12 protein-coding genes and 2 pseudogenes are annotated in these 13,725 nt (G+C 62.7%); 6 read left to right on the top strand and 8 right to left on the bottom strand.

Going from position 1 to position 13,725, the window contains the following annotated elements; all coding sequences use genetic code 11:
• From ACFVYC_RS15805 to ACFVYC_RS15795, 3 genes and pseudogenes are all read right to left on the bottom strand, one after another.
• A pseudogene (locus ACFVYC_RS15805) lies at positions 1 to 257 on the bottom strand (carbohydrate ABC transporter permease); the annotation flags it as partial.
• A gap of 6 nt (positions 258 to 263) precedes the next feature.
• Positions 264 to 1,223 carry a carbohydrate ABC transporter permease gene (locus tag ACFVYC_RS15800; RefSeq protein WP_387551932.1) on the bottom strand — a complete coding sequence of 320 codons (960 nt, stop codon included), beginning with the start codon at positions 1,221 to 1,223 and terminating at the stop codon, positions 264 to 266.
• 35 nt (positions 1,224 to 1,258) lie between these two features.
• Complete coding sequence (locus ACFVYC_RS15795; protein ID WP_387551930.1) at positions 1,259 to 2,566, bottom strand: ABC transporter substrate-binding protein; 1,308 nt, start codon at positions 2,564 to 2,566, stop codon at positions 1,259 to 1,261.
• A 333-nt stretch (positions 2,567 to 2,899) separates the two neighbouring features.
• Between ACFVYC_RS15795 and ACFVYC_RS15790 the strand changes: the two genes are divergently transcribed.
• From ACFVYC_RS15790 to ACFVYC_RS15780, 3 genes and pseudogenes are all read left to right on the top strand, one after another.
• Positions 2,900 to 3,013 (top strand): hypothetical protein, encoded by a 114-nt coding sequence (locus tag ACFVYC_RS15790; protein ID WP_387551927.1) that lies wholly within the window; start codon positions 2,900 to 2,902, stop codon positions 3,011 to 3,013.
• A gap of 204 nt (positions 3,014 to 3,217) precedes the next feature.
• Positions 3,218 to 5,154 (top strand): annotated as a pseudogene (locus ACFVYC_RS15785) (glycosyl hydrolase).
• Positions 5,114 to 5,533 (top strand): glycosylhydrolase-like jelly roll fold domain-containing protein, encoded by a 420-nt coding sequence (locus ACFVYC_RS15780; RefSeq protein WP_387551924.1) that lies wholly within the window; start codon positions 5,114 to 5,116, stop codon positions 5,531 to 5,533. Before ACFVYC_RS15785 ends, ACFVYC_RS15780 begins: the two are co-directional and overlap by 41 nt.
• A 12-nt stretch (positions 5,534 to 5,545) precedes the next feature.
• Here ACFVYC_RS15780 and ACFVYC_RS15775 read toward each other — a convergent pair whose 3' ends face one another.
• The 4 genes from ACFVYC_RS15775 to ACFVYC_RS15760 all read right to left on the bottom strand — a co-directional run bounded on the left by ACFVYC_RS15775 (position 5,546) and on the right by ACFVYC_RS15760 (position 8,770).
• Complete coding sequence (locus ACFVYC_RS15775) at positions 5,546 to 6,238, bottom strand: TetR/AcrR family transcriptional regulator (protein WP_387551922.1); 693 nt, start codon at positions 6,236 to 6,238, stop codon at positions 5,546 to 5,548.
• Between the two features lie 20 nt (positions 6,239 to 6,258).
• Positions 6,259 to 6,747, bottom strand: coding sequence for a PhzA/PhzB family protein (locus tag ACFVYC_RS15770; protein ID WP_387551920.1), 489 nt, complete (start codon positions 6,745 to 6,747; stop codon positions 6,259 to 6,261).
• Between the two features lie 303 nt (positions 6,748 to 7,050).
• Positions 7,051 to 8,376 (bottom strand): glycoside hydrolase family 3 C-terminal domain-containing protein, encoded by a 1,326-nt coding sequence (locus ACFVYC_RS15765; protein WP_387551918.1) that lies wholly within the window; start codon positions 8,374 to 8,376, stop codon positions 7,051 to 7,053.
• Positions 8,300 to 8,770 (bottom strand): glycoside hydrolase family 3 N-terminal domain-containing protein, encoded by a 471-nt coding sequence (locus tag ACFVYC_RS15760; RefSeq protein ID WP_387551916.1) that lies wholly within the window; start codon positions 8,768 to 8,770, stop codon positions 8,300 to 8,302. Before ACFVYC_RS15760 ends, ACFVYC_RS15765 begins: the two co-directional genes overlap by 77 nt.
• A 441-nt stretch (positions 8,771 to 9,211) precedes the next feature.
• Here ACFVYC_RS15760 and ACFVYC_RS15755 point away from each other — a divergent pair, with 441 nt between their 5' ends.
• Positions 9,212 to 9,484 carry a hypothetical protein gene (locus ACFVYC_RS15755; RefSeq protein WP_387551913.1) on the top strand — a complete coding sequence of 91 codons (273 nt, stop codon included), beginning with the start codon at positions 9,212 to 9,214 and terminating at the stop codon, positions 9,482 to 9,484.
• Between the two features lie 65 nt (positions 9,485 to 9,549).
• On the opposite strand, the gene ACFVYC_RS15750 is transcribed toward ACFVYC_RS15755, so the two are convergent.
• Positions 9,550 to 11,127: an MDR family MFS transporter gene (locus tag ACFVYC_RS15750; protein WP_387551910.1), complete on the bottom strand. Its 1,578-nt coding sequence runs from the start codon at positions 11,125 to 11,127 to the stop codon at positions 9,550 to 9,552.
• 249 nt (positions 11,128 to 11,376) lie between these two features.
• Between ACFVYC_RS15750 and ACFVYC_RS15745 the strand changes: the two genes are divergently transcribed.
• Both ACFVYC_RS15745 and ACFVYC_RS15740 read left to right on the top strand, forming a co-directional pair.
• Complete coding sequence (locus tag ACFVYC_RS15745) at positions 11,377 to 12,582, top strand: flavin reductase (RefSeq protein ID WP_387551907.1); 1,206 nt, start codon at positions 11,377 to 11,379, stop codon at positions 12,580 to 12,582.
• 139 nt (positions 12,583 to 12,721) lie between these two features.
• Positions 12,722 to 13,702 (top strand): LysR family transcriptional regulator, encoded by a 981-nt coding sequence (locus ACFVYC_RS15740; RefSeq protein ID WP_387551904.1) that lies wholly within the window; start codon positions 12,722 to 12,724, stop codon positions 13,700 to 13,702.
• Positions 13,703 to 13,725 lie beyond the last annotated feature (23 nt).

Genomic DNA, 13,725 nt, shown 5'->3' with positions numbered 1-13,725 from the left:
ATAAGGACGCTTCCGGCTGTGATGATGATGCTGTTGAGCATGCCGTCCATCAGTGTGGCCTGGCGGCCGCCCTGAATGGCCTGCCCGAAGGCTTCCAACGTGGGGTTGGTGACGAGCTGCATCGCCGATGTGGTGAGGGCGTCGTTGCCGTTCTTGAGGGCGAGATTGATCAGGAAGTAGAACGGCAGCAGGAAAATCAAGGCAACCAGAATCAGCAGTGCCTCGCGGAGGAAGGTCTTTTTCGTATAACGGAACATGGCTGACTAACCTTTGGAGTTCGTGCGGAGAAGGAGGCGCTGGGCCACCGTAAGGATGATGATGATCACGGACATAACCAGGGCCAAGGCGGCGCCGAAGCCGAAGCGGCCCATAACGAACGTCTCCTTATAAATGGTGACGGCGAGGGTCTCGGACGCACCGTAAGGGCCGCCGCCAGTCAAAGCCTGGATCTGGTCGAAGACCCGAAGGCCATTGATCAGCATGAGCGTCATCGCAATAACCACCGAGGGCATGATGGCCGGAAGAATCACGTAGTTGAAGCGCTGCCACCAAGTTGCCCCGTCCAGCGCGGCAGCTTCCTCCAGTTCGGGGGAAACGGTAGCCAGACCGGCCAAATACATGACCATTACCAGGCCGACGCTCTGCCAGACCATGACGATGATGATGGCGGGAAGGACGGTGGCCGGGTCCCCCAGCCAGGTCCGCTGCATCGACTCAAGGCCAACAGCAGCCAGGAACTCGTTGAGCGGTCCGTCCTGCTCGAAGATGAACTTCCAGATATAGGACGTTGCCAGTGAACTCAAGACCACCGGTGCGAAAATCAGCGTACGAATGACGTTGCGGGACTTGACTGTCCGGTTCAGCCCCAGCGCCAGCATCAAACCCAATACGTTGGTCAGAATCACGAACGAGATTCCGATGATGAAGGTATTAATAAGGGCCGTTGTTGTAGGGCCTCCCTCGGCTATCGCAGCGAAGTTATCCCAACCGACAAACTGCCACTTTCCAATGCCTTTCCAGTTAGTGAAGGCGAAGAAAGCACCGATGGCACTCGGGGCGTAATGGATGAGCACAAGGGCCAGGAGTGCGGGCGTGAACCACCACCACGTAGCGAAGCGACGCTCCGAACGCTGAAGATCCTTGGTGCCGTTGGATTTGGTGGAGCGGGGCTGGCGCCCGGTGACCCGGACGCCCTCCGTATTTTGCTCAAGTTGTGCGGTCATGGGATGTTTTTCCAATCAGGTTGCGTCGCCGTTGGCTAGGCGCCGCGGTCGTACTGCTCATCCATCGTCTTCAGGACCTGGTCCGGAGTGGCCTGGCCTGTGAGGAGTCCCTGGACGCCAGTGCCCAGCGAGTCGTAGACACCGCTGTTCGGCCACAGGTAGTTGGGCTGAGTGACAATCTTCTTGTCAGGCTCGGAAAAGTACGGCTCAAGGGTGGGGAACTGCGACGGGACGGTGCCGGTGACAGCTGCCGTGATCGACACGTTGCCGTTGGCCTTGGCCAGTGCGTCCTGGTTGGCAGGCTGTGCCAGGAATTCGAGGAACTTCAAGGTCGTTCCCTTGTGCTTCCCGGCCTCATTGATGGCCAGGGCGTTGCCGGGGCTGGCAATGAGCCGGCTGTCCTCCGCCTTTTCACCTGGGATTACACTGACGTCGAAAGAACCGTCCTTGACCTGGCCGCGGAGGGCGGCCACGGCACCGGCGGGCGCGAACACGGCAGCCACCTTGCCCTGCGCGACGGACGGGAACAGCTGGTCAAAGCCGGCTCCTGCCGCTCCATCCTGGTAGCAGCCGGCGTCCTTGAATTCGACAATCTGCTCAAGCACTTTCTTCCAGTCGGAGTCGGCGAAAGTGGTTTCCTTCTTCTCACGCTTGGCGTCCCACTGGGGGTCCTTGGCGTAGACGATGCCGGCAGCGATCTCCATGGCGTGGACACCCAGATTGCCACCTGAGGTCCCCGCGACGGCGAACAAGGACTTCCCTGCCGAACGCGCGGTCTTGCACTGCTCCACAACTTCGTCCAGTGTAGTTGCCTGCTCAAGGCCGAGTTCCTTCATCACCCCGTTGTTCTGCAGCTGGGTAAGGGGTCCAAGGTCTGCCGGGACCGCGAAGAGCTTGTCGTCGTTGTAGTAGAGATTCTTTGCCGATTCCGGAATGGCGTCCGCCGCCCACTTCTGGTTAGTCAGCTCGTGGATATATCCGGCTTCCGCAAGTGAGGCGAACGACTGGTTGTTGCCACGGCCTGCAGTGACGTAGAACAGGTCAGGGGCGTTGCCGGCCTGGAGCTGGGTGCGCATCGTCTGGCCGTGCTGGTCGGCCGGTGACTCCACGAGCTTGACCGTGACATTGGGGTTCTCCGCCTTGAAGGCATCGATCAGGGCCAGGTAAGGGTTACTTCCACCGGTGTAGGCAGGAGTTGCCAGGGAGATTTCCACCGGACCGGTTTCCTCGACTATTGCTTCGCTGGCTGACTCGCCGCCGCAGGCGCTCAACGCCAGTGCTGTTACGGACGCCAGGGCCGCGGCAGAGAGGAACCTCCGGCGCTGGCTTGTTGCTTTGTTCATGGTGTGGCCTTTCATGACGTCGTTGTCCTGTCGCCATAGCGATCAGTGGATTCGAGCCTCGCATGGGGATGTGTTTCCTGGATCACAAGCTGGCTCCTGTCATTCACGGTAGGTCAGGTCATGGCGGCCATGGAAATAGTTATCGTCTATGCTCACCATCTTCTCTCTGCATGGTTGCTTTCCCCGCAGGCTTCGCAGCACCTCCTAAAGTGAAGTTAGTTTTGACGGCTCCTGCCGTCTCCCTGGCCTACGGACGACCCCGTGTCCGATGACGCCACGCCCACCCCCTTACCAACAGGTGCCGACCTGTTGGAGAGTTTTGTAGATCCGCCCATGTCGGCCAGGCCACGGGCGTGGTGGCATCGGATGGACGGCAACGTCGACACCACGAGCATCCGGAAGGACCTGTCACGAGGCAGCCGGGTGGGTCATGGCCGAATTCGATGAGCTCAGACCGGTAGCCTCGGTGCGCCTTGGACTGCCGGCACAGCGCGGTTTCGGCGTACCGCCAGTTCCCCTGGCACGGCTGGAAGCCAGCAACGACGGCATCACCTTCAGCCCCGTCGCCTACCATCCCGGTCGCGCCCCGGCATCAAACCCCTCACGTTCCAAACACCCGCCGGAGCTGCGTCGACGTTCAGAGTTTCCGCGTTGCATCTCTTCGAAGGAGCCGGCATCTCCCGTGCGGAGGAAAAGGCCGGCTACGCCCCCGTCCCTGACTACTACGCCCTCGATGGCGGCCCGAGCCCCGCCTCCGACGCCATCCCTCCGGAGGATGTCATCGATGTCACCAGCCACCTCCTCGCGGACGAAACATTGAACTGGAAACCCGAGAAGGGTGAGTGGACGGTTCTCAGGTTCGGGTACTCCCTGATCGGGCACCTCAATGCCCCGGCTCCAGTCGATGCCACCGGACTGGAGGTGGACAAGCTCGACGCCGGTCTGGTCACCGAGTATCTTGAGCACTATCTCGGCTTCTTCGAAGATGACCTCGGAAGCGAACTTTTCGGCACCAAAGGAGTGTCGGCCCTGCTCAGCGACAGCATCGAGTCAGGACCGCAAAACTGGACTGGCGCCATGCGAAGGGAGTTCCGGAAACGCCGCGGCTATGACCTACTGCCATGGCTCCCCGCCGTCACTGGCATCCTAGTAGGCACTGCGCAGCAGAGCGACGCTTTCCTGTGGGAACTCCGGAGGACTATCGCCGAACTCCTTGCCGAGAACCACTCCGGAACCATCGCCCGGATCGCCAGTGAGCGCGGCATGGCCTACTACGCCGAGGCGCGCGAGGACCACCGGCCGCAGCTAGGCGATGACCTGGAAATGCGATCCCACGCCGACGTTCCCCTGGGCGCCATCTGGTGCTACGAACCCGAAGCCGGGCCCCAGCCCACGTACATGGCAGATCTCCGTGGCGCCGCCTCGGTTGCCCATGTCTACGCCAATGCGGCCACCGGCGCAGACTCTATGAGTGCCTTCGGGAAGCCGTTCACCTTGCGCCCCGAAGACTTAAACCCATCGTGGACATGGAACTCGTTCTGGGCGACAACCCCATCAACATCCATTCGTGCCCGCATCAGCGTGACGAAGTTCCAAAACCGGGCATCACTCTTTCGCCGTACCTCGGACAGTCATTCTCCCGGAACGTGGCTCACGCGGCGAGGCCATGGCTCGACTACATGGCCCACTGCAGCCACCTGCTGCAGCAGGGAACATATGCCGCCGATGTTGCATATTTCTACGGGGAAGAGGCTCCGGTGACCGGTGTGTCCGGTGACGTGCCGCCGGAAGTTCCCGAGGGCCACGGCTTTGACTTTATTAACCTGGACGGCCTACTCAATCACGTCACATTTACTCCCGATGGCGGCCTGCTCACCACGGGCGGCAGCCGCTACCGGTTGCTGTGTCTGGGCGGAACCAGCCACAGCATGACGCTGACTGCCGTACGGCGCATCACCGAACTGCTTGACGCCGGGGCAACCGTTGCGGGGTGGCGTCTTGAAAGCACACCCAGCCGCGGCGACCACGCTGACGACTGGACCGCTGCCGTCGAGAAAATCTGGGCTGCGCGCGCGGGCCTGTTGGATCTCGCCGGGGTTCCGGCATCCGATGGTGTGGCTACGGCTCTTGCCAAACTGGGTGTGGACCCGGACTGGACCATGCTGGCTCCTGAAGACTCCAACGTGCCGGTCATCTACCGCCATCTTGATGGCGCGGACTTATATTTCGACAGCAACCAGCGCGAACGGCTCGAGAAGGTCAGGGCGACCTTCAGGGGCAGGGCAGCCTCCGCGGAACTGTGGGACCCGGTCGAGGTCTCGCGCTCAGCTGTTGGGCTGCACACCGACGCCGGCAGGACTGCCCTCGACCTCCAACTGGAACCCTTCGGATCAGTCTTCATTCTCCTGCGGCATTCTGGTGCCGGGAATGCTGGTGGCACGGCACCGCTTGCAGGAGCCTCGCATCGGCCTGCCGGTGTCGAGGTTCCCTTGAACGGAACGTGGGGCCACATTCGACGGCGAGGGCGAGTCACCGTCGGGACTCACCTTGACCGCCTCTGCACCTTGGAGCGGGCCGGAGTCGAATGACCACGCTCTGGACGTGAAGTACTTCTCTGGGACGGCCACCTGCCGGCACACGTTTACCGCCGAAGCTGCACTACTCGGGGGCGACAAACGCCTGGTTTTGGACCTGGGAGATGTCAGGGACCTTGCCGAGGTCCGGTTGAATGGCCGGGACGTCGGCACGTTATGGACGCATCCGTTCCGGGTAGATGTTACTGAACCCATCAGCACCGGGGCGAACGTCCTGGAAATCGCAGTGACCTATTCGTGGTGGAACAGACTGGCCGGCGACGCCGCGGGCGGTGACCGTACACGACCAGGTGCTGCTATCTTCGAGGCGACCGCCGAGGTACGCCCCGCCGGCCTTTACAGACCGGTACGGCTCGTTGCGGTGGCCGGATAGGGCGGGCCAAGCTTACCTGCAGCACAGCAGGTAAGCGGAGACCATGGTGGAAAGGTTCCGGAGCATCTCGTCCCAGTTGTCCTGCTCTGTGCGTGCGGATGAATGGCCAAGCCCCAGGTGCCGGGCAAGGACGTCATAGGAGAAGGTAAACGCCCAGTATCGCTGGGCGGCAGGGAACTCGGGAACAACCGGCTGGAGCCGCCGAAGGGCATCGTCGAACAGCGCCTCCAGGTTCCTGTGCGCGTCCGCGCCGCGCCGTGCAATGGACTTGTCCTCCACCGCATGGAACATCAGCGCCCTCAGGACAGCCGCCTCCGTTTCCAACACACTTGCCAGACGGACAATCAGGTCGCTGATGAGCGCCTTTGGATCTGCTGTCATGTGGGTGTCTGTGACTGACCCGCCGGGGGTTACGCCGGACGGGTCCCCATCCGGCCCGTCACTAGCGGCGAAGAGCCTGGCCGCATGGGCTCCCATGCGATCCATGACTCTTTCATGGACCGCATGGACGAGCTCGCCCTTGCCCTTGAATCTGGAATAGATGGTGCCCGTGGTCACACCGGCCCGGGCAGCCACGTCCGCCAGGCTGAAGTCGCCAGCCCCGCGCTCGGCAAGGACATCTTCGGCAGCAGCGAGGAGCTTCAGTTCCGATTTCCGGCTGCGCTCCTGCTGTGGAACTTTCCTGGCCGTTCCTGCCGCCTCCATGGGACTCCCTACTTCGTGGTTTAGCTCAACAGCTCCGCAGGCGTCTGCCACTCGGCCGGCGGCTTCCAGTCACCCAAAGGCGGCGTCGGAACCGGCTCACCGGCGTCATTGCGTGACGGCTGCGTGGGATCGCAGAACTCGCGGAACTCCTTGATCTTCCCATCCGCCAACCTGAAAGCCATGATGTAGTGGTTCGCGGCATTGACCGGCTCATGACCGTCGATCCGGATCACTCCCCTGCCGTCGCACTCTGCCCAAAAGCGGTCGTCGTACTGGGTGTCGAAGATCTCAACACCGCTCCAGGTCCAGTCCGTGAAAATTTGTCGATTCCGCGTGAAGTTGTAGCTGATCTCCCGGATGCCCTCCATGTCGATCGGATGACCCATGGAAGTCCACGGCAGCTTCTTCCTGCCATCAGCTGCGAAGAGCGCAGCGCGCTCCAGACCCGACGTAACGAAGAACCGTTCCACGGTCCGCCGATTCAATTCTTTGCGGGTGGGGTCGGACATAATTGCTCCTCCTTGAGCGTTGTAGGTAAACCATAACCGTAATTATGATTACGGTTAAGGTATGCCTGAAGGGAGCCCACGTCAAGTCTCCGGGAATTGAGTTACGGTCCATGCCTTCATGCATCCGCCGCTCCGGCCGCGTATGCAGGCAAGGAGTGCAAAAATCGGCAGGAATGTTACTGACCCCCGCAGCTGCCGGACGGACTCGAACCCGGCGTCACCACCATCTACTCAAGCGCCTTGCCTGGTTTGCCTGCAGCAGGTGCGCTTAGGAAGCGTGTGTGTTTGATGCGGTCGAGTGGCTCATGTCAGGCGCAGCACTGTCCCGGCACAGCCGTCCATGCCCCCACCGACGTAGACCTCAAAATCGCCGCGTTCCACGACGTAGTTCCCCTCGTTGTCCCAAAAACCGAGATCCTTCCAACCTAATTCGAAGCTCAGCTGTTCCGTGGCACCGGCTCCTAAGGTTGTCCGGGTGAATGCACGGAGCCTCCGCACGGGCTGCGCCAGCGAAGCCACCCGGTCGCGGATGAAAAGGAGTGTAACTTCGTCCCCTGCCCGCTCGCCTGTGTTGCTGACTGGGATAACGAGACGGAACACCTGCCCCTCCCGCAACACATCGAGCGCCAATTTTTCAGTCTCTACCTGAAGCTCTCCGTAGTGGAACGACGTGTAGCTCAGCCCATGGCCGAAGGCGAACTGCGGTCCCAGCGGAAGGTCACGGTATTTGGAGGTGTAGCGGTCGTCGGTGTTGGCCGGCCCCATAAGGGCAACATCCACTACGTCCTCGTCCATCCGGGCAGAAACGGTGGCCGGACGCCCCGTGTTCTCGTGGTCGTAATGGATGGGCACCTGGCTGGACGACCGGGGGAAGGTCATCGGCAGCCGGCCGCCGGGGTTTACTTGGCCGCTCAGCGCCCGGGCAACAGCGGCAGGTCCTTCCAGCCCAAGGTGCCAGGCTTCCAGGACGGACGGAGCCGAGTCGATCCACGCACTCGTCACCAGAGGACGGCCGTTAAACATGACCACCGCGAAGGGCTTGCCTGTTGCGGCGATCGCGCTGATCAGCGCTTCCTGGCCGCCCGGCAACCGGAGGTCGCTGCGGGAACTGGCTTCCCCGGTCAGGGTCGAAGGTTCGCCGACAGCTACGACGATGACGTCATGCTGCTTCGCTGAGGACACCGCGGCAGCCAGGAGCGCCGGGTCCTCGTGAAAGAATCCGCTGCCTTCCTTCATGGTCAGTGACCAGTCGGGGAATTCCTCCCGGAGAGCGTCGGCGAGGGTTCCAGCGGGTTCGGCAAACGACTGTACCCATGCACCAAGGTGGTCATTGCTCTCGGCGTAGGGTCCCACGAGCAGGATGCGCCGAGGCGACCCACCCAGGGGAAGCAGGCCGCCGTCGTTCTTCAAGAGGACCAGGCACTTTTCGGCCGCTTCCCGGGCGGCCAGCCGTGTTCCTTCGGACGGGGCTGTGACTTCCAGCGCCGCGTCCCTGTAGGGATTGTCAAAGAGCCCAAGCGCGTGCTTCAGCCTCAGGACCCTGCGTACGGCATCATCGATCCGGTCGGAAGCTACGTCGCCGGGAGACAGCAACGCCTCCCCCTCGGCGCTGACAGCATTGCCGCCCATTTCCACGTCCAGACCGGCGGCACGCGGCCTCTTTCGCTGATATGCGGGCATCGGCTTCGGCCACGGCGGGGTCGAAACTGGCGGCCTGCGCCAGCGGAACAGGGAAAGTAGTCCGCTGGCCATGCACCACGTCCAGCCCGACGAGCAGCGGGATTCCGTGTGGCGTCTCCTCATGGGCTGTCCGCTGGAGTTCGTTGGTGGCCTCGGCGCTCCGCGGCCAGAAGACCGCCCCGATTCCACCCTTGGCGAGGTCTTTGGCATCCTCGAGCCGCGGGCGGAAGGCGGTCTGGAGCTGGGCGAGTTTCTGTTCCCAAGTCATGGCGGCGAGGAGTTCTTCGATGAATGCCTCGGCTGTTTCGCTCCGCTGTTCAGGTCCGACTATACGGATGGCCAAGTGCTGCTCCTCAAGTGGTTTGTTTATCAGAAGCCTGTACTTAGCCGTCCGCGGAGGGGGATCACAAGCTGCCTCATTCACGGTAGGCCAGGGCACGGCGGCCATGGCAATAGTTATCATCTATGCCCGCCATCTTCTCTCCGCATGGCTGTTTTCCGCCGTGCGATCACGGCGACGTTCAGGGGCGAGGCAGCATCCGCGGAGGTGTGGGACCCCGTCCAGGTCTCCCGCTCCGCAGTCGGCATGCGCACCGACCGGCCGGACCGTCGTCGACCTTCACCTTGAAGCCTTCGGATCGGCATTCGTTCTCCTGCGCCCGGCCGGCGCAGGAGCGGTTGAGCGCGGCCAGCCAACTGGACATGCTGGAGCAGGAAATCGCGTTGGAAGGACCGTGGGAGATCACGTTCGACGGCGACATCCAAGGCACCCCCTCCGCTCACGTTGAGTGCCCCGGCACTGTGGAGCGGGCCAGGAGCGGATGCCCACGGGCCGGATGTGAAGTACTTCTCCGGTACGGCGACGTACCGGCACACGTTCACCGCCGACCCAGCAGCGCTGGGGGCAGGCCGACGCCTCGTCCTGGACCTGGACGACGTGAGCGACCTCGCCGCGGGCGACCACACCCGTCCGGGAGCTGCAATCTTCGATACCGACGCCGAGGTCTTCCCCGCGGGTATCCACGGCCCGGTAAGGCTGACCGTTCAGACGAGCTGAGTTTCAGATGCCGTCAACACTGCGGTGCCGGAGTGAATGCCCCGGCTCCGCAGTCTTGCTTTCTTCTAGTCGCCTGAAGTTGATTCCGAGAGTCTTTGCTCCGGCATGAATACGGAAAGCAGCACACCGATACCAAAGATGCATGCGAGCAAAGTGAAGATAGGCAGGAACGCACTTGCGTAGATTTCCGCCACTCCCGACTGGAGTGCAGCGGAAAGCTGCTGGGCTGCGTGGGGGTCCGTGATGGTCGCCGCTGGTAGGCCCAAGCTGTTGCTGGCAGCTGCCTGCGCCAGCAGGGTAGCGAAAAGTCCCCCGAAAACGGCAGTACCCACTGTAACGCCGAGTTCCCGCAGATAGCCCAGCGACGCCGTCACACCGCCCACAATCGAGTGCGGCATCGCGTTCTGGGCAACCACCACCGTGAGCTGCATAAAACTGCCTACCGCCAGGCCCAACAGGGCAATCAGGATGCCCACGACCCACAAGGGCGTGCCTGGCTGGAGGAAGCGAAGGCAGATGGCCGCTGCAGCGGCAAGGGCTGAACCAGCCAGCGGAAAGACCTTGTACCTGCCGGTGCGGCTGACGATCCACCCGCTGAGGTTGCTGGAAACCATCATGCCAAGTACCAGCGGCAGCAGGATCAGCCCCGCGACAGAAGCCGACGTCGAATAGACCATCTGCACATAGCTCGGCAGGTAGGCCACTACGCTGAAAAGGCCCGCTCCGATGACCAGTCCCAGGCCTGCTGCGTTGACTACAGGCCAGCTCCGGAACATGCTCATCGGTATCAGGGCATTCTTCGAGCGGATTTCAACCACCACGAAGAGCACGCCGAACACCGCCGCTGCCAAGCCCAGGCCTAACAGCAGTTCCACCGGGATACCCGGTTCGGTGGACAGGGCAACAAGGCCCACCAGGGCACACGTGAAAATGACCATAAGGACCATGCCGGGCCAATCAACACCGCCCGAACCCCGGACGGACTTCACCCGGCGCAATGAGAATGCCATGGCCAGCGCCAGCAAGCCGACGGGCAGGTTGATCCAGAACACCCAGCGCCAGCCAACAGTGTCCGTAATGGCGCCGCCCACCAACGGGCTGACCACTGTAGCAATACCGAAGACGGAGCCCAGCGGCCCGAGGTACTTGGGGCGCTGCCGCGGAGGTACCAGATCGGCGATGATGGCACCCGGGAGGACAGCCATTCCGGCCCCGCCCAATCCCTGGATTCCGCGGAACAGCGAGAGCTGGAACATGTCCTGCGCGAACCCGCACAGGACAGAGGCTCCGAGGAAGATCGCCAGGGCGACCATCATCAGGACGGGCCGCCCGAACCTGTCGCCCAGCCGGCCGTAGACGGGCATCGCCACGGTCATGGCCAGGGTGTAGGAGGTAATGACCCAGGCCATGTGGCGCGCACCGTCCAACTCCCCAACAATTGTTGGCAATGCTGTTGCCACGATCGTGTGGTCCAGTGCGCCCAGCAAAACGATGATGAGCAGGGCGGCATAAACCCTGGCGATCCGGACACCCGCGGCGGGTTTCCCACTTTGCCCCGGCAGTTCCGAAGGGGTCGCTTCAGCGGGTGGATCAATTGCTTCGACATGGGTATTCGTGGTTTGGGACAAGTTTGAACGGCGCACCGCAACCTCGTTCTGGTTAGCCAGCGGGGCTGGCTCGACGCCAGCCAGGTGCGCGTCCGGGGGAACGTCCACCCCGACCGACGGGCCCTACGAGGCCCCAGCGTCCTGTCGAACCTATCACCTACGAGCGGGCGCACTGCAGAGACGCGGCATCGGAATCTTCGATGGCCCGCATACTTTGGAACTATTTCCGCGGCGTCCTCCCAGCGCGTTAACTTGATGAAAACTCAACGAAGAGGAGAGCTCCCGATGGCACAGATCATCCCTGCTTCCACTGCTGAATCCCAGGAGACCAGTCCGGACAACGCGGCCTGGTTCCGGTACGTCCTGGGCCAGTACCCCACCGGCGTCACACTCATTACCGCAGCACCCGACGGATCCGAGCCCGCCGGCATGGTGGTGGGCACCTTCAGCTCGGTTTCCCTTGATCCACCGCTGGTGGCTTTTATGCCGGATGTCCGTTCCACCAGCTGGCCCAAAATACAGGCAGCCGGATCCTTTTGCGCGAATGTGCTAACGGCCGGTCAGCAAGACGTCTGCCGGGCATTCTCGCGCAAGGCCGCCGATCGTTTTACCGCCAACGCGTGGGGCGACACTCCCTCCGGCAGCCCCAGGCTTGAAGGTGCAGCGGCCTGGATCGACTGCGATATCGAAGAAGTTATCCGCGCTGGAGACCACGACATTGTCATCGGGCGGGTGAAGGCGTTGGGCGTTGGTGCCTCAAAGGAGCTTCCCTTGCTCTTCCTCCGCGGCGGCTACGGCTCCTTCAGCATTCCTTCAATCATCTCGCCCGCGACGGCGCTCACCCGGCACGTCAAAGCCGCAGACGCGGCCCGCCCCGAGATTGAGGCCCTTGCAGAGGCGCTCAAACTTGAAGTACTGGTCAGCGGCGTGGTGGACGATTCCGTGGTGGTACTCACCGCAGCGGGCGTGGCCAGTTCACCCGGCGGTTCGCCGTCACGTGTAGGTGTCTCCTTCGGCCTGGCAGCGCCCCTCGCTCCCCTGCACGTCGCATGGGCGGACGAGGCCGCGGAGTCCCGTTGGATCGCCAACGCACGTAACGTCGTCGGCCATGTTGATCCAGAGGTTGCCCATGCCGAACTGCAACAGGTCCGCGAAACCGGCTACGCCGTTTCGGCAGGCGCAGCAGCTGCGGCCGAATTTGAGCGCATGGTTGTGGTGCCCAGCGACACCGCTGCCCCGGACCTAAGCGGCGTCCTCCCCAAGCTCTTGGAACGAACGGCGTCTTCGGGTCCCGCGTCCATTGATGACCCCGCCGGAGTAACCTCCCTCCACGCCCCGGTCTTCGATGCGACCGGCCAGGTGGCCGTAACACTGACCCTTAATGGCTTCTCCGGCGCGGAGTCCGCATCGCGCCTGGCTCACTGCCGGGACAGCCTGCTGGCGGCGGCCCAGGCCATCACGGAAGGGATCGGAGGTCAGCCCCCGTTCTAGTGCCGGAACCCCGGCGACCACCCAGCAGCAGGCATTGACCGGGAGTGTGCTCCGACCCATAATTAGTATCAGTATTCTAATTCGCATCTACTTCGGCTCTTCTTCGGACTCAGCCATACCCCTCAACGTGGAGAACATCATGGTCAATCTGCTGACAGCGGACCTCAACCTGCTCGTGGCGCTTGACGCCCTGCTCATCGAGCGGAACGTCACGCGGGCCGGTGCACGGATCGGGATCAGCCAGCCAGCCATGAGCTCGTCACTGCAGAGGCTTCGCCGCCAGTTCGACGACGAATTGCTGACGCGGGTGGGATCAGCCTATGAGCTCACGCCCCTGGCGCAGGTCCTTAAAGAAGACGTTGGTGAGATCCTCCGGATGGTGGAACGCACGTTCGATGCCCAAGCGGTCTTTGATCCCGCCTCCTCCACCCGGAGTTTCCGCGTCATCACCTCCGACTACTGCCTCACCGCACTGTCGGGGAAGCTGATGAGCATGCTCCAGAAGGAGGCACCCGGGGTCCAGGTCCACTTTGACGCAGTCACGCCTCTGGCGGTGGACCGCATCAAGGAGACGCTGCAGAATGCTGACCTGATGCTCATACCCAAGGGACATTTCTCCGGCTTCCCCCACACCGAACTGTTCACGGACAACTGGGTGTGCGTGACTGGAGCAGATTCGCCGGAGCGCACGCTGACCATTGAAGAGATGCGGGACGCCAGGTGGGCCAGGCTCTTCGGAGCCGAGGTGGCCTCCACCCTTGCGGACCGAAAGGTCTACGATCTGCAGCTTGGCGAAAGAACCGATGTGATCGTCGATACCTTCCTGATGCTTCCTTTTGCGGTGGCTGGCACAGACAGGCTGGCTTTGGTGCAGGAGCGCCTGGCCCGCATGCTCGCCGCCGTGGCCGGCGTCCGTATCCTGCAGCTGCCCATCAGCCTCCCCACACTGGTGGAGTGCGCCTGGTGGCATCCGTCGAAGTCCGGAGACCCGGGACACCAATGGTTCCGGCGCCTCGTGGCCAGAGCTGCCGCCGAACTCGAACCCGTTTCCCCCAGCGAGTCCACGTCCGCGAGCCGCGTGGCCGCCGACCAAACCGCTGCCGGGCCCCAGGTGGCCTGACAGCGGCGCCCCTTCCCAAATTT

It is taken from the genome of Pseudarthrobacter sp. NPDC058329 (assembly GCF_042879835.1).
Lineage (GTDB): Bacteria > Actinomycetota > Actinomycetes > Actinomycetales > Micrococcaceae > Arthrobacter.
Note: the sequence above shows the minus strand (reverse complement) of the source record. Positions and strands in the feature narration are given on the sequence as shown.

Coding starts and splice junctions, on each gene's coding strand:
- ACFVYC_RS15800 (WP_387551932.1), bottom strand. CDS start 1,223: ATGACCGCACAACTTGAGCAAAATACGGAGGGCGTCCGGGTCACCGGG.
- ACFVYC_RS15795 (WP_387551930.1), bottom strand. CDS start 2,566: ATGAACAAAGCAACAAGCCAGCGCCGGAGGTTCCTCTCTGCCGCGGCC.
- ACFVYC_RS15790 (WP_387551927.1), top strand. CDS start 2,900: ATGTCGGCCAGGCCACGGGCGTGGTGGCATCGGATGGACGGCAACGTC.
- ACFVYC_RS15775 (WP_387551922.1), bottom strand. CDS start 6,238: ATGGAGGCGGCAGGAACGGCCAGGAAAGTTCCACAGCAGGAGCGCAGC.
- ACFVYC_RS15770 (WP_387551920.1), bottom strand. CDS start 6,747: ATGTCCGACCCCACCCGCAAAGAATTGAATCGGCGGACCGTGGAACGG.
- ACFVYC_RS15765 (WP_387551918.1), bottom strand. CDS start 8,376: ATGGGCGGCAATGCTGTCAGCGCCGAGGGGGAGGCGTTGCTGTCTCCC.
- ACFVYC_RS15745 (WP_387551907.1), top strand. CDS start 11,377: ATGGCACAGATCATCCCTGCTTCCACTGCTGAATCCCAGGAGACCAGT.
- ACFVYC_RS15740 (WP_387551904.1), top strand. CDS start 12,722: ATGGTCAATCTGCTGACAGCGGACCTCAACCTGCTCGTGGCGCTTGAC.